This is a genomic window from Variovorax ginsengisoli, from assembly GCF_030811835.1.
Classification (GTDB): Bacteria; Pseudomonadota; Gammaproteobacteria; order Burkholderiales; family Burkholderiaceae_C; genus Variovorax; species Variovorax ginsengisoli_C.
On record NZ_JAUSRO010000002.1, the window covers coordinates 387,821 to 407,845 of the forward strand.

A 20,025-nucleotide genomic window follows, 5' to 3' on the forward strand; every position below is an offset into this window, starting at 1 on the left:
GATGTCCAATGCGACCCCTCCGATCGGCGTGCTGGCGCCCCACACCGCCGAGCGGCTCGACGACGCAGGCAAGCTGCTGCTGCGTTTGACCATCGGCTTGCTGATCCTGCTGCACGGCATCGCCAAGCTGTCGACCGGACCTGGCTTCGTGGTATCAATGCTCGAGAAGGCCGGGTTGCCGGGCTCCATCGGCTACCTGGTTTACGTGGGCGAGGTGATCGCGCCCCTGCTGATGATCGTCGGGCTGTGGACACGCGCCGCAGCGGCCGTCGTGGCATTCAACATGGTCATTGCCTTTGCGCTGGTGCACATGGGCAGCCTGTTCACCATCGGCAAGCAGGGCGGCTGGGCGCTGGAGTTGCAGGGCCTTTTCCTGTTCGGTGCGCTGGCCGTGGTGCTGCTCGGTGCTGGTCGCCTGAGCATCGGCGGCAAGGCCGGCCGCTTCAACTGAGCTTGTGAGCGCGCAGGACTGCGTCGTCCAGCGTCTCGCCACGAACCAGGGCCACCCGTTCGGCGAGCGTCCGGACGTCGGTGAGCACCAGGGCCTGGTCTTCCTTGCGCAGCAAGCCTTCGCGTGCGAGTACGTTGAGCTCGCGCGTGACCTGTTCCCGGTTGGTGCTGATCTGGCTGGCCAGCACCGCATGCCGCGGCGGAGGTGACAAGCGCGCCTCGTTGTCGACGACACCGGCGAGCCGCGCGATGCGCAGAAGCTCGGCATGCAGCCGGTTCTGAACGCCCAGCGTACTCAGGTCGATCACGCGTTCGGACAACTGGCGTACCAGCGCAGCGAGCCGCAGCATCACGCGCTCGGCCACCAGCGGTTCTTCGCGCAGCAAGGCGCGAAACGCCTCACGGTCCAGGCTGGCCACCACGCTGGGCGCGAGCGTGACCACGTCGGCCGAGCGTGGCAGGCCGTCGACGGCGGCGATGTCGCCGAAATGCTCACCCGCATCACCATCACGAAAGGTCACCTGGCGACCGCTGGCCGAGTAGGTCGTCACCCGTACCTGCCCGGAAACGAGAAAATACACCTCCCCGCCGTCGTCGGCACGCGTCACCAGCCATCGCTCCGCGTCCACGGTGTGCCACAGGCACTGCTGCGCCAGTTGGTCGAGACGTTGATCTGAAAGGCCGTCAAGCAGCGCGATGCGGCGCAGGGCCAGGCTGGAGCGTGGGATCGGTTCGGTCATGCGGGAGGCTGAAAGAGGGCGCGGATTATGCTCGGGTCCCGCTTTGAAGCTTCGCATGGACCGACGTTCCCTCTTTTTCGCCTATCTGCCAACACGTCGCAACCTGCGCTGGACCAGCGGCCTGGTGCTGATGTTCTACGCCGCACTGCATCTGCTCAACCATGCGACGGGCCTGGTCTCGCTGGCCGCCGCCGAGGCGCTGCTCACCGTGTTGCGCGGCTTCTGGCACAGCCTGCCGGGCAGCCTGCTGCTCTATGGCGCGGCGCTGATCCATGGGGGCCTGGCGCTGCTTGCGCTCTGGGAGCGCCGCACGCTGCGCATGCCGTACATCGAGGCGATTCGCATGGCGCTCGGTTTTTCGCTGCCGCTGCTGATGGCCGGCCACCTCGCGGCCATGCGCTGGGCCTACGAAGTCTTCGCACTCGAAGGCTCCTACACCCGCGTCGTACGGGGGCTGTGGAGCGTGGAGGGCGTCAGCTTCCAGTGGGCGCTGATGACGGCAGCCTGGGCACACGGCTGCCTGGGTTTGCACCTGGCGCTGCGTGCGCGGGCCGCATACCGCCGCGGATTTCATCTGTGGTTTGCGCTGGCGGTACTGCTGCCGGTGCTCGCTGCTGCGGGCTTTCTCTCCATGGGACGCGAACTCCAATGGAACGACCTGCACAGCGCCCGCGCGCCGACACCCGCGCAAAGCGTGGCCATTGACGAGGCCGGACAGCGTTTCGAGGTCTTCTATGTGCTGGCGCTGGCTGCTTTGCTGGCCGGCCGGTGGGCGCGGCGGCGTTGGACGTGGCGCACGGGGGCGGCGTGGGTCACCTTGCAGTACCCGGCCCGTGCGCTGCGCGTGCCGCAGGGCTGGTCGGTGCTGGAGGCGAGCCGCGCGCATGGCGTGCCGCATCTGTCGGTCTGTGGTGGCCGTGCCCGATGCTCGACCTGCCGTGTGCGCGTGGTGGGACCGGCCACGCACATGAACGCCCCGGGACGTGACGAGCTGCGCACGCTGGCGCGGGTGCATGCGCCCGATGGCGTGCGACTGGCTTGTCAGTTGCGACCCACCGGCGACCTGCAGGTGACGCCCTTGTTTTCACCACTGCCCGAAGCAACTGGCGGCGTGCCGTTCGGGCGCTTCGGGCGGGAGCGCGATGTGGCCGTGCTGTTCGTGGATCTGCGGCGCTGGTCGGGGCTGGCAGAGCGGCAATGGCCCGCTGACCTCGTCTACGTGCTCGACCGCTACTTCGCCATCGTGGGCGAGGCGGTGCGCGAAAGCGGCGGTCTGCCCAACCAGTTCATCGGCGACAGCGTCATGGCGATCTTCGGGCTGGACGTCGATCTGCCCACGGCCTGCCGCCAGGCCTTGCGCGCGGCCGAATGCATTGGTGACCGCATGGATGCCTGGAGCGCTGGCTTTGAGGCCCAGTTCGGCCATCGGCTCGACTTCGGCATGGGGCTGCACGCCGGACGGACGGCGATCGGCGAAGTCGGGTATCTGGAGACCACCACCTTCACGGCGGTCGGCGAAGTGGTGAACACGGCCAGCCGCCTGCAGGACCATGCCAAGACAGCCGACGCGCGGCTGGTCGTGTCGCTGTTCGTGGCCATGCAGGCGGGCGTGGCCGATCAACTGGGCGCGGTCGAGCACGTGAGTGTGCGTGGCCGGTCGGAGTCGCTCGCCGTGCTGCGGGTGCGGGCACCGGCGCTCAGCGCCGCGCCTGCACCTTGAGGCGGATGGTGGCGACGTCCCAGCCCTTGTTGCGCAGCCGCAGCACCATCGCCGGTGTCAGCTGGCGCAATTTGGCCGCTGCCGCGCTGCCTGTGACCAGCAGGCACCAGACGTCGCCTTCGGCCGGGCCGGCCTGCACGGCTGCGCGCATGGCCTCGGGAATCAGGTCCTGCACGGCCTGCAGCCGCTGGCCCGTGTCGCGCGCCCGGGCAAGCAGCCCTGCCAGGGTCGGGGAGCCGTCGGCGGCCTGCTGCAGGGTGAAGGGTGCGAATCGTCGGTTCATGCGGACAAGGAGGAAGGGTACCAGGTGGCTAAAATGGGCGGTTTGTCGGCTTTCGGGCTGGCCGGGTCCGCTTGCTTTCCGGGGAAGTGCACCCATCTGCTCACACCATATCTTAGGGATTTCGGTCACAGTGCCTGCCTGTAACGGGCGCGCGTCGATCCTCCACACATGGCAACCAACTTCCTGACCCAACTTTTCGGCAGTCGCAACGACCGTCTTCTCAAGCAGTACCGCAAGACGGTCGAACGCATCAATGCGCTCGAGCCCAGTTTCGAGGCGCTCACCGACGATGCGCTGCGCGCCAAGACCGAGGAGTTCAAGGCACGCTTTGCCAAGGGCGAATCGCTCGACGACCTGCTGCCCGAGGCCTTCGCCACGGTGCGCGAAGGCTCCAAGCGCGTCATGAAGATGCGCCACTTCGACGTGCAGATGCTGGGCGGCATGGCTTTGCACAACGGCAAGATCGCCGAAATGCGAACCGGCGAAGGCAAGACGCTCACCTCGACGCTGCCCGTCTACCTCAATGCACTGTCGGGCAACGGTGTGCACGTGGTCACCGTCAACGATTACCTTGCCAGCCGCGACGCGCGCTGGATGGGCCGGCTCTACAACTTCCTGGGCCTGAGCGTGGGCATCAACCTGCCGCAGGCGCCCAAGGACGAGAAGCAGCAGGCCTACGCCAGCGACATCACCTACGGTACCAACAACGAGTACGGCTTCGATTACCTGCGCGACAACATGGTCTACGAAGCGTCGGACCGCGTGCAGCGCAAGCTGAATTTCGCGATCATCGACGAGGTCGACTCCATCCTGATCGACGAGGCGCGCACGCCCCTGATCATCAGTGGCCAGGCCGAGGACCACACCGACACCTACCTGGCGATCAACAAGGTCGTACCGCTGCTGACCAAGCAGATCGGCGAGGCCGACCCGATGACCGGCCAGGGCGTGATCACGCCGGGCGACTTCACGGTCGACGAAAAGACCCACCAGGTCTTTCTGACCGAAGACGGCCACGAGAAGGCTGAACAGCTGCTGTCTGAATTCAAGCTGCTGCCCGAGGGCGCGTCGCTCTACGATCCGGCCAACATCACGCTGATGCACCACCTGAATGCCGCGTTGCGCGCCCGGCATCTGTACCACCGCGACCAGCACTATGTCGTGCAGCAGGGCGAGGTCGTGATCGTCGATGAATTCACCGGACGGCTGATGACGGGCCGCCGCTGGAGCGACGGCCTGCACCAGGCCGTGGAAGCCAAGGAAGGCGTGGAGATCCAGGCCGAGAACCAGACGCTGGCGTCCATCACCTTCCAGAACTACTTCCGTCTGTACAACAAGCTCTCGGGCATGACCGGCACGGCCGACACCGAAGCCTACGAATTCCAGGAGATCTACGGTCTGGAGACCGTGATCATTCCGCCCAACCGCGTGAGCAAGCGCGACGACCAGCTCGACCGCGTCTACAAGACGACGCGCGAGAAGTACGAGGCGGCCATCCAGGACATCCGCGAATGCTACGAGCGCGGCCAGCCCGTGCTGGTGGGGACCTCGTCGATCGAGAACTCGGAGATCATCGACGCGCTGCTCACCAAGGCCGATCTGCCGCACCAGGTGCTCAACGCCAAGCAGCATGCCCGCGAAGCCGACATCGTGGCGCAGGCAGGTCGCGCCAAGATGATCACCATCGCCACCAACATGGCCGGTCGTGGTACCGACATCGTGCTGGGCGGCAACATCGAGAAGCTGATCGAAGCCGTCGAGCAGGACGAGACGCGCGACGAAGCGTCCAAGCAGGCCGAGGTCGCCCGCATCCGCTCCGAATGGATGAAGGACCACGAGGCCATCAAGGCGCTCGGCGGCCTGCGCATCATCGCCACCGAACGGCATGAATCGCGCCGCATCGACAACCAGTTGCGCGGGCGTTCGGGCCGCCAGGGCGATCCGGGTTCATCGCGCTTCTACCTGAGCCTGGACGATCCGCTGATGCGCATCTTCGCGGGCGACCGCGTCAAGGCGATCATGGACCGCCTGAAGATGCCCGACGGCGAAGCCATCGAAGCCGGCATCGTGACCCGCAGCATCGAGAGCGCGCAGCGCAAGGTCGAGGCGCGCAACTTCGACGTGCGCAAGCAGCTGCTCGAATACGACGACGTGTCCAACGATCAGCGCAAGGTGATCTACCAGCAGCGCAACGACATCCTCGATGCCAGCGAGCTCGAGCCGCAGATCGAGGCGCTGCGCGAAGGCTGTTTCACCGACCTGTCGCGCCAGTTCGTGCCGGCCGAATCGGTCGAAGAGCAGTGGGACCTGGCCGGCCTGGAGCGTACGCTGGGCAACGAGTGGGGTCTGGAGATTCCGCTGCGCAAGGACGTCGAGGCTGCCACCGCCATTTCAGACGAGGACGTGGTCGACAAAGTGGTGCAGGCGGCGCATGCGGCCTTCAACGCCAAGGTCGCGCAGATTGGTCGTGAAAACTTCATGCAGTTCGAACGCATGGTGCTGCTGCAGAGCATCGACACGCACTGGCGCGAACATCTGGCCTCGCTCGACTATCTGCGCCAGGGCATCCATCTGCGTGGCTATGCGCAAAAGCAACCCAAGCAGGAGTACAAGCGCGAAGCGTTCGAGCTCTTCGGCCAGCTGCTCGACTCGGTCAAGAACGAAGTCACCCGCCAGCTGATGACCGTGCGCGTGCAGTCGACCGAGCAGCTCGAGGAAGCGGCCGAAACGCTGGAGAGCCGCGCAGAGGCGATTGCCAACATCACCTACACCGCGCCGACCGAAACCGGCGATGTCGAAGTGCGCGTCGACGAAGAAAGCCAGCGCCGTGTCGCTGCCGGTGCGTTGAATGCCGAAGCTGCTGCGTTCGCCCGCGTCGGCCGCAACGACCCCTGCCCGTGCGGCAGCGGCAAGAAGTTCAAGCAGTGTCACGGTAAGTTGTCATGATCCGCTACCGGCCAGCGCGCATGTCGTGTCGCTGGGCCAAGCCCCTGCCAGGGGACAACGCCTGCGGCACGGCAAAGCCGGCCCGTGGTACTTCTGATGAAGAGAATGGAAGGGAAGCTCCGATGCCCGTGAACCTGTCTGCCCCTGATCCTGCCGCGCTGCACCCAGTGCCCGGCGTCCGCATTGGCGTCGCCGAAGCCGGCGTGCGCAAGGCCAACCGCAAGGACCTGACGGTGGTGCTGATCGACGAAGGCGCTGCCGTGGGCGGCGTGTTCACGCTCAACCGTTTCTGTGCCGCGCCGGTGCAGGTCTGCCGCGAACACCTGGCCAAGAACTACGGTATCCGGGCGATGCTGATCAACACCGGCAATGCCAACGCCGGCACCGGCCAGGACGGTCTGGCGCGGACGCACCAGAGTTGCGTGGCGCTGGCGCGCGAGCTGGACATCGCGCCCGAGCAGATCCTGCCGTTCTCCACCGGCGTGATCATGGAGCCGCTGCCCGTCGATCGCATCGAGGCTGGACTGCCGGCTGCGCTGGCTGATGCGGCGCCCGACCATTGGGCGCGTGCTGCCGAGGGCATCATGACCACCGACACAGTGCCCAAGGCCTTCAGCCAGCAGGTTCGGATTGGCGGCGCAACCGTGACCATCACCGGCATCAGCAAGGGCGCCGGCATGATCCGTCCGAACATGGCCACCATGCTCGGCTTCATGGCAACCGACGCGAAGATCGATCCGGCGCTGGTCCAGCCGCTGGCGCTGCAGCTGGCCGACGCCTCGTTCAACCGCGTGACGATCGACGGCGACACATCGACCAACGATTCATTCGTGGTCATCGCCACGCAGAAGGCCGACCACGCGACCATCACCGCGCTGGATTCGCCCGACGGCCGCGCGTTGGTCGATGCGATGCAGAACGTCGCGCGCCAGCTGGCGCAGGCCATCGTGCGCGACGGGGAAGGCGCGACCAAGTTCATCACGGTCCGCGTCGAGGGCGGCCGTGACACCGCCGAATGCCGGCAGGTGGCCTATGCCGTGGCCCATTCGCCGCTGGTCAAGACGGCGTTCTTCGCCAGCGATCCGAACCTGGGTCGCATCCTGGCGGCGGTCGGCTATGCGGGCATCGGCGACCTCGACCAGACCGGCATCGACCTGTACCTCGACGAGGTGCACGTGGCCGTCAAGGGCGGCCGCAACCCCGACTACCGCGAGGAAGACGGGCAACGCGTCATGAAGCAGAGCGAGATCACCGTGCGCATCGGCCTGGGTCGTGGCGACGCGGTCGACACGGTCTGGACCTGTGACCTGAGCCACGACTACGTGTCGATCAACGCCGATTACAGGTCCTGAGCCGCTGACGATGAATGAGAAGTTCGAGCACCTGATCGAGCGCGCCGAGCAGCTCATCGCCCGCATCGAGTCGATCCTGCCGCAGCCGTTGCAGGCGCCTGCCGACTGGAATGCCGCCATCGCGTGGCGCTACCGGCGGCGCAGCACGGGCTATGGGACACTGGAGCCGGTGCGCCACATGGGCGCGATGCCGCTGGACGCGCTCAAGGAAATCGACGTCCAGAAGGACAAGATCGAGCGCAACACGCGTCAGTTCGTCGAGGGCAAGCCGGCCAACAATGTGCTGCTGACCGGTGCGCGGGGCACCGGCAAGTCCTCCCTCATCCGCGCCTGCCTTCAGGCCTATGCGCCGCAGGGCCTGCGCCTGATCGAGGTCGACAAGTCCGACCTGACCGACCTTCCGGACATCATCGACGTGGTGTCCGCGCGCCCGGAGAAGTTCATCGTTTTCAGCGACGACCTGAGTTTTGACGAGGGCGAGCCCGGCTACAAGGCGCTCAAGTCGATCCTCGACGGTTCGGTGTCGGCGGCTTCGCCCAACGTGCTGATCTACGCGACCAGCAACCGGCGCCACCTGCTGCCCGAGTACATGAAGGATAACCTCAGCTACACGCATACCGACGATGGCGAAGTCCATCCGGGCGAGGTGATCGAGGAGAAGATTTCTCTGTCGGAACGCTTCGGCCTGTGGGTCAGCTTCTACCCGTTCGGGCAGAACGAATACCTGGCGATCGTCGCGCAGTGGCTCTCGTCGTTCGGTGTCGATGCGCCCGCGATCGAGGCCGCGCGTCCCGAAGCGCTGGTGTGGGCGCTGGAACGCGGTTCGCGCAGCGGCCGGGTGGCCTACCAGTTCGCCCGAGACTATGCAGGACGTGCGGCATGAACACCTCCCCCACCGGCACGCGCAAGCACACCGAGGTGGCCGTCGGTATCCTGATCCGCGCGCAGGACGACGCGCTGCTGCTTTCCACCCGACCGGAGGGCAAGCCTTACGCAGGCTACTGGGAGTTCCCGGGCGGCAAGCTCGAGGCCGGCGAGACGGTCGAGGCGGCGTTGCGGCGCGAACTTCACGAGGAACTGGGCATCACCATTGCGGATGCCGAGGTCTGGAAGGTCACCGAGCACGATTACCCGCATGCCCTGGTGCGTTTGCACTGGTGCCGCGTGCGCCAATGGGACGGCGAGTTCGAAATGCGTGAAGGCCAGGCGATGCGCTGGCAGCAACTGCCGCTGGACGTGCGCCCCGTGCTGCCGGGTGCACAACCGGTGCTGGTCTGGCTGGCCGAAGAACGCGGCCTTGCCGCCAGCGCGGCGTCCATCGACTGAGCCGGCATGCCTCAGCGCATGCTGGGGTCGCCAAAGGGCGTGTCGTCGGGCGGCGTCTCTGCGGGCATGCGGAAATCTTCATTGGCCCATGCGCCGAAGTCGACGCCCTTGCAGCGCGCGCTACAGAACGGCCGGTAGGGATTGCGCGTGGCATAAATGCAGTCATGCCTGCAGGCAGGGCAGCGCACGATGCGCTCACCGATGTCGGGTACGTCCTGGCTCATGCGCAGAGTGTCAGTTCAAACGGTGCGTCTTCCGCGCTCGCATGCAGGCGGTCGTCCGCGGCATGGCGCATCAGCCGCACCGACACCATCAGACGGTTGCCGCTGATTTCGGGTATCAGTCCGAGCGCCGGGTCGATGCGCAGGCGCAGCAGCTGGAAGCTGCGGCCCTGGGGCAGGTTCTGCAGGAACTGGCCGCCGGCGGCCATGACCTTGTAGGGCACGTCGGCATCGCGAAGAAGCTTCAGCAGCAGAAAGATGGCTGCCGCGAGCGGAGAAAGCGTGGACGACCAACGTTCGAGGTCGTTGCGGCGTACGCTGGAGGGGAGATGCTGCCAGGCGTGATAGGCCGGCAGGTCGAATTCACAGGTACCGCCCGGAATGCCCGCGCGGCTGCGGATGCTCATGAGCCACTCGTTGTCGGTCAGCGACTGCCCGGCCTTGCCCGACAGTGCATTGAGTGTGGCGAAGTGCCGCTCCAACTGCGTCACGATCTGGTCGAGGGCGACCTCCGAAATCGCGGGATTGCCGCGATAGCTGTTGAAGGCGCTCTTGTGTTTTTCAAGGTCGCGCAGCACGTCCGACTTGAGGTCTGCCCTTGCCGCCACGTCCATGATTTCGAAAATCGTCACGAGCGCGTAGTGGTGCGACAGGGCAGAGTCGGCCGGCACCAGCTCGCCGAGCCGGCGAAAGAGGTGCTCGAGTCGCAAATAGGTGCGAATGCGCTCGTTGAATGGGTACTCGTAAAGAATCACGCGTGTGGATTTCCTGTCGCGAAGATCATAGCCGCCGCAACGGTGCATGGGTGGGGCCGCACTACCTCAGGTAACGCCTGCAACATGTCGGTGCGACGTTTCGAGGGGCGGCGAGGCCAAAAAACCGGATGGGGCGTCAGGGTACGCCGCGTGCAGGCGAAGTCAGCCAGGTTGCACGTGCGAGCCCCAATGGTGCCAGAGACTGTCGACCTCGGTTGACAGTTCGTCAAGGGACAGATTCTCGTTGAAGATCACCGCATCGGCGGCGGCTCGGCGTGCATTTCTCGGTGCCTGCTGTGCCATCACGGCGCGCACGGCGTCGGCCGACCAGCCCGAGCGGGCCATCACGCGCCGTAGCTGCGTGGCCTCGGTGGCATCGACCACCAGCACACGGTCGACGATCGCGCGCCAGCGTTGCGACTCGACCAACAGCGGCACGTCGAACACGAGGGTGGCGGTGGGCTCGGCCGCCGCAGCCTGCTGCTCGCAGATTGCGCCGATCAGCGGATGCAGGATCGCTTCGAGGCGGCGCTTGGCACCGGTGTCGGCGAATACGATCTCGCGCATGCGGGCCCGGTCGAGGCCGCCGTCTGTGGCAATGACATCTGCCCCGAACGCGGCAGCAAGGGCCGGCATGGCCGCACCACCTGGCTGGGCGATGGCACGTGCGATGGCGTCGGTGTCGACCAGCACGGCGCCGCGTGCCACCAAGAGGGCGGCGACGGTGCTTTTGCCGCTGCCGATACCGCCAGTCAGTCCGATGCGCATGATGCCAATTCTCCTCAAAGCCCGGCAACGCGCAGGATCGCGTGCGGACCGAAGAGCATGGCCGCGAAGCCAGCGCCTGCCAGGAAAGGCCCGAACGGAATGTAGCCGCCTTCGCGCAGCCCGCCCACGGCCTTCATGCCCAGCCCGACCACGACACCGATGACTGATGCCATCAGGACCATCGGAATCAGCGCCTGCCAGCCGAACCAGGCGCCGAGCGCAGCGAAGAGCTTGAAGTCGCCGTAGCCCATGCCTTCCTTGCCGGTGACGAGTTTGAACAGCCAGTAGACGCTCCACAGCGACAGGTAGCCGGCGGCTGCGCCAAGCACGGCCTGCGCAATGTCGACCCCTGTGAAGCCTGCAAGGGCGCAAAGCAACCCCGCCCACAGCAGCGGCAGCGTGAGGTCGTCGGGCAGCAGCGTGGTGTCCCAGTCGATCAGTGCCAGCACCAGCAGGACCGCCGCGAAACCACACCAGGCCAGCGCGGCCCACTGGCCGGGCATGCGCCAGACGCACCATGCAAAAAGGGCCGCTGTCGTCAGCTCGACCAGCGGATGGCGAACGCCGATCGGCGCCCGGCAGGCCGCGCAGCGCCCGCGCAGCGCCACGTAGCTGAGCACCGGCAGGTTTTCGTACCAGCGGATGGCGTGCCCGCATGCCGCGCAGTGCGAAGGCGGCGTCATCAGGTTGTACGAGGGCAGGGCGGGCGCGTCACCAGCGGCCGTGTCGGCCGCCCACTGGTGTTCGAGCATCTTCGGCAGGCGATGCACGACCACGTTGAGAAAGCTGCCGATGAGCAGGCCGATGAGGCCGGCGAGTGCGGCATCGATGCTTGGGGACATCAGCATCAGACCACCTGGCCGATCTGGAAAATGGGAAGGTACATGGCCACGACGATAGCGCCGATCAGCACGCCAAGGAAAGCGATGATCGCCGGTTCCATCAGGCTCGAAAGACCGGCCAACCGGTTGTTGACCTCCGCTTCGTGGAAGTCCGCTGCCTTGTCCAGCAGGTGGTCCAGGGCACCCGAGGCTTCGCCGATGGCTGTCATCTGCAGCACCATCGGCGGGAAGAGCCCGGATGCCGTCATGGCCGAAGCCAGGCTCGCGCCGGTGGCGATGTCCTGCCGGATGCGCCGCGTACCGTCGACGAAGGCGGCGTTGCCCGTTGCACCACCGACAGGGTCCAGCGCTTCGAGCAGCGGCACGCCGGCCGCGAACAGCGTGGCGAGGGTGCGTGTCCAGCGCGCCACGCAGGCCTGGCGCACCAGCGTGCCGACCAGCGGCAGTCGCAGCAGCAGGTGGTCGGTGCCTTGCTGCAGGCGTTCGCTGCGCCGCCAGAAGTGCAGGATGAGCAGCGTGGCCGCGACCAGGCCGGCCAGCAGCAGCAAGCCGTGGTCGACGAGAAAGGCGCTCGCGGCCATGACGGCCAGCGTGGGTGCGGGCAGCGTGCTGCCGAAGGATCGGAAGACTTCGGCAAAGCTGGGAATGACGAAGACCATCACCAGCGTCAGCACCGCGGTGGCGAGTGCCAGCACCGCAGTCGGATAGACCAGCGCGGCACGCAGCCGGGACTTGAGCGCTTCGCGCTGCTCCATCCATGTGGCGAGACGGTCGAGCATTTCCTGCTGCTTGCCTGCCGTCTCACCGGCGGCGATCAGATTGCAGGCGAGCCGGTCGAACTGCAGCGGATGCTTGCGCAAGGCGGTCGACAGCGCGGTGCCGCTTTCGATGTCCAGCCGCAGCCCGGTGAGGAGCCGGGCGAGGCGCGGGTTGGCGTTGCTGCGCGCCAGGATGTCGAAGGCCTGCAGCAACGCGATGCCGGCTTGCAGCATCGTGGCAAGCTGACGAACGAACAGCGCGATGTCGCCCGCGCGGATGCTGCGCCCCGACGCCAGCCGGCGGCGTCGCAGCGTCAGCGCTTGCAGGCCCTGGCGGCGCAGGGCGGCCTGGGCCTGATGCGCGCCGGCTGCGTACAACTCGCCCTGCGCGGGCTTGCCGGTGCGGTCACGCCCTTGCCAGGCATAGAGGTGTTCCCTGGGCATTGCGTTCGCGTCCGGCCCCTCAGGCGTTGGTCAAGGCCATCACTTCTTCAAGTGAGGTCAGGCCTTGCCGCACCTTGCGCAGCCCCGATTGGCGCAGGGAGCGGACACCCTCCGCCTCGGCCTGCCGGGCGATATCGGTGGCACTGCGTTCAGCGAGGATGAGCGCCCGGATCGCGTCGCTGACAGGCATCACCTGATGGATGCCGATGCGTCCCCGATAGCCTTCGTGACAGGCATTGCAGCCGACCGGGCGGTAGGGTTGCCAGCTCCCGTCCAGCATGTCGTCGTCGAATCCGGCATCGTGCAGCGACTGGCGCGGCAGCGCACGCGGCGCGCGGCAGGCCGCACAGAGCCGACGGGCCAGCCGCTGCGCAGCGATCAGGATCACGCTCGACGCGATGTTGAACGGCGCCATGCCCATGTGCCGCAGCCGGGTGAGCGTGGACGGCGCGTCGTTTGTATGCAGTGTGGACAGCACGAGGTGGCCGGTCTGCGCGGCCTTGGTGGCGATGTCTGCCGTCTCCAGGTCGCGGATTTCGCCCACCATCAGCACGTCCGGGTCCTGCCGCAAGAAGGCGCGCAGCGCGGCTGCGAAGCTCAGTCCCGCCTTGTCGTTCACATTCACCTGATTCACGCCCGGCAGATGAATTTCGGCCGGATCCTCGGCGGTTGCGATGTTGACCCCTGGCGTATTGAGCCGGTGCAGGCAGGCGTAGAGCGATACGGTCTTGCCCGAGCCTGTCGGACCCGTGACCAGCACCATGCCATGGGGTCGGGAGATCGCGTCCAGCAGGCGCTGCTTCTCTTCGTCTTCGTAGCCGAGCGCGTCGACGTCCAGGCGGGCCGTGCCGGCATCAAGCAGCCGGATCACGATCTTTTCGCCGAACAGTGTCGGCAATGTGCTCACGCGGCAGTCGACGGCCTGTCCGGTGCCCAGTGCCAGGTTCATGCGCCCGTCTTGCGGCACGCGCTTCTCGGCGATGTCCAGCCGCGACAGCACCTTGATGCGTGACGCGAGCCGGTCCTTGATGAAGGGCGGCGGATGCGCGACTTCGCGCAGTTGCCCGTCGATGCGAAAACGCACGCGGTAGCTGTGCTCGTAAGGCTCGAAGTGGACATCCGACGCCTGCTTCTGACAGGCGTCGAGCAGCACGCCGTTCAGGAAGCGCACCACGGGCTTGTCGTCGATCGCGTTCGCTTCGACAGCGGTCAGTCCGGCGCCATCGGTGGGGTCGGTGTCGCTGAAATCGAATTGTGCAGGGTCGAAGGCAGGCGTGCGCCGTGCCGCCTCGTCGAACCAGCGAGAGAGTTGGTCATGGTCGGCCACCGCCCAGTCCACGCCCGCCTGCGAGGCAAACTTCACCTTGTCCAGCGTCTGCGCGTCGGTGGGGTCGGCCGTGGCCACGCGCAAGCGTCCGGCACGCTTGCCCAGTACAACGATGCGCAGTTCCCGGCACAGCTTCGGGTCGAGCAGATCGGCCGGGAGTTGAGCCGGATCCAGCGCCTCCAGGTCGACGTGGGGGATGCCGAGGAGGGTTGACAGCGTACGCGCTACATCGCTGGCATGGACGTCGCCGGCGGCACTCAGTTCAGCGATGAAGCTCACGCCATGGGCGGTGGCCTGGCGACTCAATGCCTCGGCGCTTGCGATCGAAAGCAGGCCGGAACTCACGAATGCACGGGCCAGGCCGTGCAGCGTAACGGCATTGCCGGGGGGGACAGGTGAGGGTTCGGTCATCCGCTGGGTGCATCCACGTGAAGAAGGCTTCACGATGATCACCGAGGACCGATTGGAATGGCTGCCGGCACGCGTCAATCGAACGAGCGCGGTGCGACTTAATTCCCATAAATTGGTCGGGGTGAGAGGATTCGAACCTCCGGCCTCTACGTCCCGAACGTAGCGCTCTACCAGGCTAAGCTACACCCCGATGGTGCGTCAGGACACGTCTGCGGTCATCTCCACTCACGTGGAAAGCCTAGGCGCGTCGCTCAAGCAGCTGAGCCGCCAATTGTAGCAAACCTGTTGCGTGCGGATTCGATGGCAGGCCACTCAAAGCGTCGATGGCACGCTGTGCTTCGGCAGCAGCGGCGTCGCGCGTGGCCTCCAGGGCGCCGGTCTCGCGCACGATGGCGACAATTTGCGTCAGTTGAGCGCTGTCGCCCGCCTCGATCGCGGCGCGAATCAGCGCGCTCTGCTCGGGGTTGCCGCGCTGCATGGCCAGAATCAGCGGCAGCGTGGTCTTGCCCTCGCGCAGGTCATCGCCGAGATTCTTGCCCGTTTCGCTGGCATCACCCGCGTAGTCGAGCACGTCGTCGATCACCTGAAAGGCCGTACCCAGCGCCTGCCCGTAGGTAGCGCAGGCTTCCTCGACTGCGGGCGATGCGCCGGAGATCACCGCAGCCAGCCGTGTGCTGGCCTCGAACAGCTTGGCCGTCTTGGAGCGTATGACGCGCAGGTACGCCGCTTCGTCGAGCGAGGCGTCATGCATGTTCATGAGCTGGAGTACTTCGCCTTCGGCAATGATGTTGGTCGCCTCGGCCAGGATGTCCATCACCCGCACGTTGTTGGCGTCGAGCATCATCTGGAAGGCCCGCGAATAGAGAAAGTCTCCCACCAGCACACTGGCCGGATTGCCGAATGATTCGTTGGCCGTGGGGCGTCCGCGTCGCAGGGTCGATTCGTCGACGACGTCGTCGTGCAACAGCGTGGCCGTGTGGATGAACTCCACCACCGCGGCAAGGTTGAAGTGCTGGTCGCCCTGATAGCCGAGCGCGCCCGCCATCAGCAGAAGCAGCGCCGGCCGAAGGCGCTTGCCTCCCGCAGAGATGATGTACTTGGACACCTCGCTGACCAGTGGAACGCCGGTGTCGAGGCGCCGAGCGATCACGCGGTCAACTTCGCGCATGTCGGCCGCGATCAGTTCGAGTGCGGCGGCGGCGTTGGGGGAGGTGTCGGCGGCGGGACTGGGCAAAGCGGGGGCGCTGGGCGCTGCGTTGATACAACAGGGGGAAAGGCGCCCGCGCGGGCGCCCGATTCCCGTGGATTATAGGGAGGAGCCTCGGTGCTGGCGGCTGGCCAACACAGTGACGTGACAGATTTAGCGACGCGTGCTAATATCGAAGGCTCTGCGGAATTCGCCGTGGAGCCATCTTCACAAAGAGGTCAAAATGTACGCGGTCATAAAAACCGGCGGCAAGCAGTATCGCGTTGCTTCCGGCGAAAAAATTAAAGTAGAACAGATTGCTGCGGACGTAGGCCAGGAAATCGTGATCGATCAGGTTCTCGCAGTCGGCAACGGCTCGGACATCAAGATCGGCACGCCCCTGGTGTCCGGCGCATCCGTCACGGTCACCGTGCTCTCGCACGGCTTGCACGACAAGGTGCACATCTTCAAGATGCGCCGTCGCAAGCACTATCAGAAACGTCAAGGCCATCGCCAGCAGTTCACCGAACTGCAAATCGGCGCGATCGCCGGTTAAGGAGTAGGCACCATGGCACAGAAAAAAGGCGGCGGCTCCACGCGAAACGGGCGCGATTCCAAGCCCAAGATGCTCGGCGTGAAAGCGTTCGGCGGCGAACTGATCAGCGCAGGCTCGATCATCGTGCGTCAGCGTGGCACGCAGTTCCACCCTGGCGACAATGTCGGCCTGGGCAAGGACCACACTTTGTTCGCTCTGGTCGACGGCCACGTGTCGTTCGGCCACAAGGGTGCTCTGAACAAGCACACGGTCAACGTGACCCCGGCTTAAGCCAGTCACTTCGACCCGATCGGAGCCCCGCTTGTCGGGGCTTCTTTGTTTTTGCCTGCGTTGCGGGCCCATTTTCCTGAACAGGACATCTCATGAAGTTCGTCGACGAAGCCTTCATCGACATCGCAGCCGGCGATGGCGGCAACGGCTGTGTGTCGTTTCGCCATGAGAAGTACAAGGAATTCGGCGGTCCCAATGGGGGGGATGGCGGACGCGGCGGCCATGTGTTTGCCGTGGCCGACCCCAACCTGAACACGCTGGTCGACTTTCGCTATTCGCGGCGCCACGATGCCAAGCGCGGCCAGCACGGCATGGGCTCCGACATGTTCGGCGCGGCCGGTGACGACATCACGCTGAAGATGCCGGTCGGCACCATCATCTCCGACGCCGAGACCGGCGAGGTGCTCTATGAACTGCTGGTGCCCGGCGAGGTGATCACCATCGCCAAGGGTGGCGACGGCGGCTTCGGCAACATGCGGTTCAAGAGCGCGATCAACCGTGCCCCCCGCCAGAAGACGCCCGGCTGGCCCGGCGAGAGCAAGAGCCTCAAGCTCGAACTGAAGGTGCTGGCCGACGTCGGCCTGCTGGGCATGCCCAACGCGGGCAAGTCGACTTTCATCAGCGCCATCTCGAACGCGCGACCACGCATTGCGGACTACCCTTTCACCACGCTGCACCCGAACCTGGGCGTCGTGCGCGTCGGCCCCGAACAGAGCTTCGTCGTGGCCGACCTGCCTGGCCTGATCGAGGGCGCGGCCGAGGGTGCGGGCCTGGGCCACTTGTTCTTGCGTCATCTGCAGCGCACCCGCCTGCTGTTGCACGTCGTGGACATGGCGCCTTTCGACGACACGGTCGATCCGGTGGCGCAGGCCAAGGCGATCGTGGGTGAGCTCAAGAAATACGATGCGGGCCTGTTCGACAAGCCACGCTGGCTGGTGCTCAACAAGCTCGACATGGTGCCCGGTGACGAGCGCGCGGCGCGCGTGAAGGATTTTGTCAAGCGGCTGCGCTTCAAGGGTCCGGTGTTCGAGATCTCTGCGCTGACGCGCGAGGGTTGCGAATCCTTGGTGCATGCGATCTACAAGCATGTGAAGGCCCAGCAGGTGGCCGAGCAGCCGCCGGTCGACGTCGATCCGCGTTTCATCGAGCCCCTCGCCAACGAAGACTGACGCCGCCATGAGTTCGATTCCCGGTTCCGCCGCCCTGCGCGAAGCGCGCCGCATCGTGGTCAAGGTCGGCTCCAGTCTTGTCACCAACGAGGGCCGTGGTCTCGATGACGAGGCCATCGGCGAATGGTGCCGGCAGCTGGCCGCATTGCTGCGCGACGGGCGCGAGGTGGTGATGGTCTCCAGCGGCGCGATCGCCGAAGGCATGAAACGCCTGGGCTGGCGCTCGCGGCCGCAGGAAATCAATGAACTGCAGGCCGCCGCAGCCGTCGGCCAGATGGGCCTGGCCCAGGTCTACGAGACCAAGCTGCGCGAGAACGGCGTCGGCAGCGCGCAGGTGCTGCTCACGCATGCCGACCTGGTGGACCGCGAGCGTTACCTCAACGCGCGTTCGACCCTGCTGACTCTGCTCAAGCTGGGTGTCGTGCCAGTCATCAATGAAAACGACACGGTCGTCACCGACGAAATCAAGTTCGGCGACAACGACACGCTGGGCGCGCTGGTCGCGAACCTGGTCGAGGCCGATGCGCTGGTCATCCTGACCGACCAGAAGGGCCTGTTCACGGCCGATCCGCGCAAGGACCCTCAGGCGCGTTTCGTCCATGAGGCGCTGGCTGGTGACCCGGCGCTGGAGGTGATGGCCGGTGGCGCAGGCTCCAGCCTGGGGCGCGGCGGCATGATCACGAAGATTCTGGCGGCCAAGCGTGCGGCGGGCTCCGGCGCCTCCACCGTGATCGCCTGGGGCCGCGAGCCCGATGCGCTGCTGCGACTCACACGTGGCGAGCCGATCGGCACCCTGTTGATTGCACAGACGGCCAAGCACCAGGCCCGCAAGCGCTGGATGGCCGACCACCTGCAGATGCGCGGCGCGGTGACCGTCGACGCCGGTGCGGCGGCCAAGGTCCGCACCGAAGGCAAGAGCCTGCTGCCTATCGGCATGACGGGCGTGGACGGAGAGTTTTCGCGCGGCGACGTGATCGCAGTGCGTGACCCGCAGGGGGTCGAACTCGCGCGCGGACTCGCGAACTATTCGAGCGCTGAAGCGCGGATGCTGTGCCGCAAGCCGTCGTCGGACTTCGAGCGCCTGCTCGGCTACGTGGCGGAGCCGGAAATGGTCCACCGCGACAACATGGTGCTGATGCCCGTCAGCCTTCGCTGAGCGGCCAGGGCGTGTGGACGCACGCCTGTGGCCAGCACCCCGCCCCGGGGGGGGGGGGCTGGTCTTGCCTATTCGACTTCGCGAATCGGGTTACGCAGATGGCCCACCATGTCCTTGACCGAATCACGTGGCGCGCTACCGCGGCAGATCGCCTGTGAAGCGAGGGCCGCCGTGTGCGTCGAGCTTTGAAGCTTGAATATCTTCCACTCGGGTTGGCTGGCCACTTCCCAGGCGCCGCCGTTCGAGCGCGCGTAGGTCTTCATTTCGCCCGTCGCGCAACGGATACCTTCATAGAACGCATTGGTCGCACCGCCGGCCTTGTTGCTGGCGACAACCACGTAACGCACCACGCCATCGCCGGTGATGACGATCGTGGCCGGATCGATGCCGAACCGCAGGCTCAGGTAGGTCGGCATCTCGATGGGGATCAGCCGGCTTGCATCGAAGGCTGGCGCGGGAGGCGCCGGTGACTCGACCCAGTCCTTGTTCTCGAAGAGTTGGGCAGAGGCACTGCCCGCCAAAGCCATGCAGGCAGCTGCCACAAGCATGCCGGCGGCGCGGACGGCAGGGCGACTAGCGCGGTACGCCGCCGAAGGCATCGGGTGCGGGGGGGGTGGGGTCGTTCGCGGAGTGGGCATTGGGATCCGGGTCGAAGCTGGCGCCCGGAGGAAGTTCGAAGTGGGCTTCCTGACCATGAGCCAGCGGATGACGCTCGAACTCACGTGCACGCACATTGCTGCGCAGGAAGCGATTGCGGAAATCCTGCCGGGGCAGGTAGCGAGCAAGCTCGGTCAGCGCCATCTCATAGACGCCGCGCTTGAATTCGACGACCACATCGAGCGGAACCCAGTAGTCGTGCCAGCGCCATGCGTCGAACTCCGGATGGTCCGTGGCGCGCAGATTCAGATCCCAGTCATGGCCGACCAGCTGAAGCAGATACCAGATCTGTTTCTGGCCCTTGTAATGGCCGCGTGCGTCACGGCGGATGAACCGATCCGGCACCTCGTAGCGCAACCAGTCACGGGTCCGGGCCACGATACGCACATGCTCTGGATAGAGTCCCACTTCCTCATGCAGTTCCCGGAACATGGCCTGTTCGGGACTTTCGCCACGATCGATGCCGCCTTGCGGGAATTGCCAGGAATGCGTGCGGATGCGTTTGCCCCAGAAAACCTCGTTTCTCTGGTTGAGCAGGATGATGCCGACGTTGGGCCTGAAGCCGTCCCGGTCGAGCATAATCAAACCCCAAATTTTGAACTGAGTCGATTATGCATGCCGGGTTGCACTCGGCAAGCGACTGGTTCCTCGGCAGCCTGCCGAAATCCCTTCTGTTATCCCTTTCGAG

Annotated in this window: 21 protein-coding genes and 1 tRNA gene; 10 read left to right on the forward strand and 12 right to left on the reverse strand. The window is 65.8% G+C overall.

Going from position 1 to position 20,025, the window contains the following annotated elements; all coding sequences use genetic code 11:
• Nucleotide 1: 1 nt before the first annotated feature.
• Entirely contained in the window at nt 2–451 is a 450-nt protein-coding gene (locus J2W36_RS04035) for a DoxX family protein (RefSeq protein WP_307688375.1), read from the forward strand.
• Here the strand turns inward: J2W36_RS04035 and J2W36_RS04040 are convergent.
• Nucleotides 444–1,190 (reverse strand): Crp/Fnr family transcriptional regulator, encoded by a 747-nt coding sequence (locus J2W36_RS04040; RefSeq protein WP_307688376.1) that lies wholly within the window; start codon nt 1,188–1,190, stop codon nt 444–446. The genes J2W36_RS04035 and J2W36_RS04040 overlap by 8 nt on opposite strands.
• A gap of 55 nt (nt 1,191–1,245) precedes the next feature.
• On the opposite strand from J2W36_RS04040, the gene J2W36_RS04045 reads away from it, so the two are divergent.
• Nucleotides 1,246–2,910 carry an adenylate/guanylate cyclase domain-containing protein gene (locus J2W36_RS04045; protein ID WP_307688377.1) on the forward strand — a complete coding sequence of 555 codons (1,665 nt, stop codon included), beginning with the start codon at nt 1,246–1,248 and terminating at the stop codon, nt 2,908–2,910.
• Here the strand turns inward: J2W36_RS04045 and J2W36_RS04050 are convergent.
• On the reverse strand, nt 2,888–3,193 hold the full coding sequence (locus tag J2W36_RS04050) for a hypothetical protein (protein ID WP_307688378.1): 306 nt from the start codon (nt 3,191–3,193) through the stop codon (nt 2,888–2,890). The genes J2W36_RS04045 and J2W36_RS04050 overlap by 23 nt on opposite strands.
• A 168-nt stretch (nt 3,194–3,361) precedes the next feature.
• On the opposite strand from J2W36_RS04050, the gene secA reads away from it, so the two are divergent.
• The 4 genes from secA (at nt 3,362) to J2W36_RS04070 (ending at nt 8,817) form a co-directional block, all read left to right on the forward strand.
• Nucleotides 3,362–6,139, forward strand: a complete 2,778-nt coding sequence (secA, locus tag J2W36_RS04055; RefSeq protein ID WP_307688379.1) for a preprotein translocase subunit SecA — start codon at nt 3,362–3,364, stop codon at nt 6,137–6,139.
• A gap of 122 nt (nt 6,140–6,261) precedes the next feature.
• A complete protein-coding gene (gene argJ / locus J2W36_RS04060; RefSeq protein WP_307688380.1) occupies nt 6,262–7,491 on the forward strand; it encodes a bifunctional glutamate N-acetyltransferase/amino-acid acetyltransferase ArgJ in 1,230 nt (409 codons plus the stop codon).
• Nucleotides 7,492–7,501: 10 nt separating this feature from the next.
• The gene (locus tag J2W36_RS04065; RefSeq protein WP_307688381.1) at nt 7,502–8,374 is read left to right on the forward strand and encodes an ATP-binding protein; all 873 of its coding nucleotides are present in this window, start codon (nt 7,502–7,504) and stop codon (nt 8,372–8,374) included.
• Nucleotides 8,371–8,817, forward strand: coding sequence for an NUDIX domain-containing protein (locus tag J2W36_RS04070; RefSeq protein WP_307688382.1), 447 nt, complete (start codon nt 8,371–8,373; stop codon nt 8,815–8,817). Before J2W36_RS04065 ends, J2W36_RS04070 begins: the two co-directional genes overlap by 4 nt.
• Nucleotides 8,818–8,828: 11 nt before the next feature.
• On the opposite strand, the gene J2W36_RS04075 is transcribed toward J2W36_RS04070, so the two are convergent.
• From J2W36_RS04075 to J2W36_RS04110, 8 genes are all read right to left on the reverse strand, one after another.
• Nucleotides 8,829–9,041, reverse strand: a complete 213-nt coding sequence (locus tag J2W36_RS04075; protein ID WP_307688383.1) for a DNA gyrase inhibitor YacG — start codon at nt 9,039–9,041, stop codon at nt 8,829–8,831.
• The gene (gene zapD / locus J2W36_RS04080; protein ID WP_307688384.1) at nt 9,038–9,793 is read right to left on the reverse strand and encodes a cell division protein ZapD; all 756 of its coding nucleotides are present in this window, start codon (nt 9,791–9,793) and stop codon (nt 9,038–9,040) included. Before zapD ends, J2W36_RS04075 begins: the two co-directional genes overlap by 4 nt.
• A 162-nt stretch (nt 9,794–9,955) precedes the next feature.
• Nucleotides 9,956–10,561, reverse strand: a complete 606-nt coding sequence (gene coaE / locus J2W36_RS04085) for a dephospho-CoA kinase (RefSeq protein WP_307688385.1) — start codon at nt 10,559–10,561, stop codon at nt 9,956–9,958.
• 14 nt (nt 10,562–10,575) lie between these two features.
• Entirely contained in the window at nt 10,576–11,409 is an 834-nt protein-coding gene (locus J2W36_RS04090) for a prepilin peptidase (protein ID WP_307688386.1), read from the reverse strand.
• Nucleotides 11,409–12,605 carry a type II secretion system F family protein gene (locus tag J2W36_RS04095; protein ID WP_307688387.1) on the reverse strand — a complete coding sequence of 399 codons (1,197 nt, stop codon included), beginning with the start codon at nt 12,603–12,605 and terminating at the stop codon, nt 11,409–11,411. Before J2W36_RS04095 ends, J2W36_RS04090 begins: the two co-directional genes overlap by 1 nt.
• Nucleotides 12,606–12,624: 19 nt before the next feature.
• A complete protein-coding gene (gene pilB, locus J2W36_RS04100) occupies nt 12,625–14,343 on the reverse strand; it encodes a type IV-A pilus assembly ATPase PilB (protein ID WP_307688388.1) in 1,719 nt (572 codons plus the stop codon).
• 113 nt (nt 14,344–14,456) lie between these two features.
• Nucleotides 14,457–14,533, reverse strand: a tRNA-Pro gene (locus tag J2W36_RS04105).
• 48 nt (nt 14,534–14,581) lie between these two features.
• Nucleotides 14,582–15,577 (reverse strand): polyprenyl synthetase family protein, encoded by a 996-nt coding sequence (locus J2W36_RS04110; protein WP_307688389.1) that lies wholly within the window; start codon nt 15,575–15,577, stop codon nt 14,582–14,584.
• Nucleotides 15,578–15,773: 196 nt separating this feature from the next.
• On the opposite strand from J2W36_RS04110, the gene rplU reads away from it, so the two are divergent.
• The 4 genes from rplU to proB all read left to right on the forward strand — a co-directional run bounded on the left by rplU (nt 15,774) and on the right by proB (nt 18,680).
• The gene (gene rplU, locus J2W36_RS04115; RefSeq protein WP_262075052.1) at nt 15,774–16,085 is read left to right on the forward strand and encodes a 50S ribosomal protein L21; all 312 of its coding nucleotides are present in this window, start codon (nt 15,774–15,776) and stop codon (nt 16,083–16,085) included.
• Between the two features lie 12 nt (nt 16,086–16,097).
• Nucleotides 16,098–16,355: a 50S ribosomal protein L27 gene (rpmA, locus tag J2W36_RS04120; RefSeq protein WP_307688390.1), complete on the forward strand. Its 258-nt coding sequence runs from the start codon at nt 16,098–16,100 to the stop codon at nt 16,353–16,355.
• A 92-nt stretch (nt 16,356–16,447) separates the two neighbouring features.
• On the forward strand, nt 16,448–17,524 hold the full coding sequence (gene cgtA / locus J2W36_RS04125; protein WP_307688391.1) for an Obg family GTPase CgtA: 1,077 nt from the start codon (nt 16,448–16,450) through the stop codon (nt 17,522–17,524).
• Nucleotides 17,525–17,531: 7 nt separating this feature from the next.
• The gene (proB, locus tag J2W36_RS04130) at nt 17,532–18,680 is read left to right on the forward strand and encodes a glutamate 5-kinase (protein WP_307688392.1); all 1,149 of its coding nucleotides are present in this window, start codon (nt 17,532–17,534) and stop codon (nt 18,678–18,680) included.
• A gap of 68 nt (nt 18,681–18,748) precedes the next feature.
• On the opposite strand, the gene J2W36_RS04135 is transcribed toward proB, so the two are convergent.
• Both J2W36_RS04135 and J2W36_RS04140 read right to left on the reverse strand, forming a co-directional pair.
• Nucleotides 18,749–19,228 carry a CNP1-like family protein gene (locus tag J2W36_RS04135; RefSeq protein WP_307688393.1) on the reverse strand — a complete coding sequence of 160 codons (480 nt, stop codon included), beginning with the start codon at nt 19,226–19,228 and terminating at the stop codon, nt 18,749–18,751.
• Nucleotides 19,229–19,253: 25 nt separating this feature from the next.
• A complete protein-coding gene (locus tag J2W36_RS04140; RefSeq protein WP_307688439.1) occupies nt 19,254–19,916 on the reverse strand; it encodes an RNA pyrophosphohydrolase in 663 nt (220 codons plus the stop codon).
• Nucleotides 19,917–20,025 lie beyond the last annotated feature (109 nt).

Coding starts and splice junctions, on each gene's coding strand:
- J2W36_RS04075 (WP_307688383.1), bottom strand. CDS start 9,041: ATGAGCCAGGACGTACCCGACATCGGTGAGCGCATCGTGCGCTGCCCT.
- proB (WP_307688392.1), top strand. CDS start 17,532: ATGAGTTCGATTCCCGGTTCCGCCGCCCTGCGCGAAGCGCGCCGCATC.
- pilB (WP_307688388.1), bottom strand. CDS start 14,343: ATGACCGAACCCTCACCTGTCCCCCCCGGCAATGCCGTTACGCTGCAC.
- J2W36_RS04040 (WP_307688376.1), bottom strand. CDS start 1,190: ATGACCGAACCGATCCCACGCTCCAGCCTGGCCCTGCGCCGCATCGCG.
- J2W36_RS04095 (WP_307688387.1), bottom strand. CDS start 12,605: ATGCCCAGGGAACACCTCTATGCCTGGCAAGGGCGTGACCGCACCGGC.
- J2W36_RS04090 (WP_307688386.1), bottom strand. CDS start 11,409: ATGCTGATGTCCCCAAGCATCGATGCCGCACTCGCCGGCCTCATCGGC.
- cgtA (WP_307688391.1), top strand. CDS start 16,448: ATGAAGTTCGTCGACGAAGCCTTCATCGACATCGCAGCCGGCGATGGC.
- J2W36_RS04070 (WP_307688382.1), top strand. CDS start 8,371: ATGAACACCTCCCCCACCGGCACGCGCAAGCACACCGAGGTGGCCGTC.
- J2W36_RS04035 (WP_307688375.1), top strand. CDS start 2: ATGTCCAATGCGACCCCTCCGATCGGCGTGCTGGCGCCCCACACCGCC.
- J2W36_RS04065 (WP_307688381.1), top strand. CDS start 7,502: ATGAATGAGAAGTTCGAGCACCTGATCGAGCGCGCCGAGCAGCTCATC.
- J2W36_RS04140 (WP_307688439.1), bottom strand. CDS start 19,916: ATGCTCGACCGGGACGGCTTCAGGCCCAACGTCGGCATCATCCTGCTC.
- J2W36_RS04135 (WP_307688393.1), bottom strand. CDS start 19,228: ATGCTTGTGGCAGCTGCCTGCATGGCTTTGGCGGGCAGTGCCTCTGCC.
- rplU (WP_262075052.1), top strand. CDS start 15,774: ATGTACGCGGTCATAAAAACCGGCGGCAAGCAGTATCGCGTTGCTTCC.
- J2W36_RS04050 (WP_307688378.1), bottom strand. CDS start 3,193: ATGAACCGACGATTCGCACCCTTCACCCTGCAGCAGGCCGCCGACGGC.
- argJ (WP_307688380.1), top strand. CDS start 6,262: ATGCCCGTGAACCTGTCTGCCCCTGATCCTGCCGCGCTGCACCCAGTG.
- J2W36_RS04045 (WP_307688377.1), top strand. CDS start 1,246: ATGGACCGACGTTCCCTCTTTTTCGCCTATCTGCCAACACGTCGCAAC.
- secA (WP_307688379.1), top strand. CDS start 3,362: ATGGCAACCAACTTCCTGACCCAACTTTTCGGCAGTCGCAACGACCGT.
- coaE (WP_307688385.1), bottom strand. CDS start 10,561: ATGCGCATCGGACTGACTGGCGGTATCGGCAGCGGCAAAAGCACCGTC.
- rpmA (WP_307688390.1), top strand. CDS start 16,098: ATGGCACAGAAAAAAGGCGGCGGCTCCACGCGAAACGGGCGCGATTCC.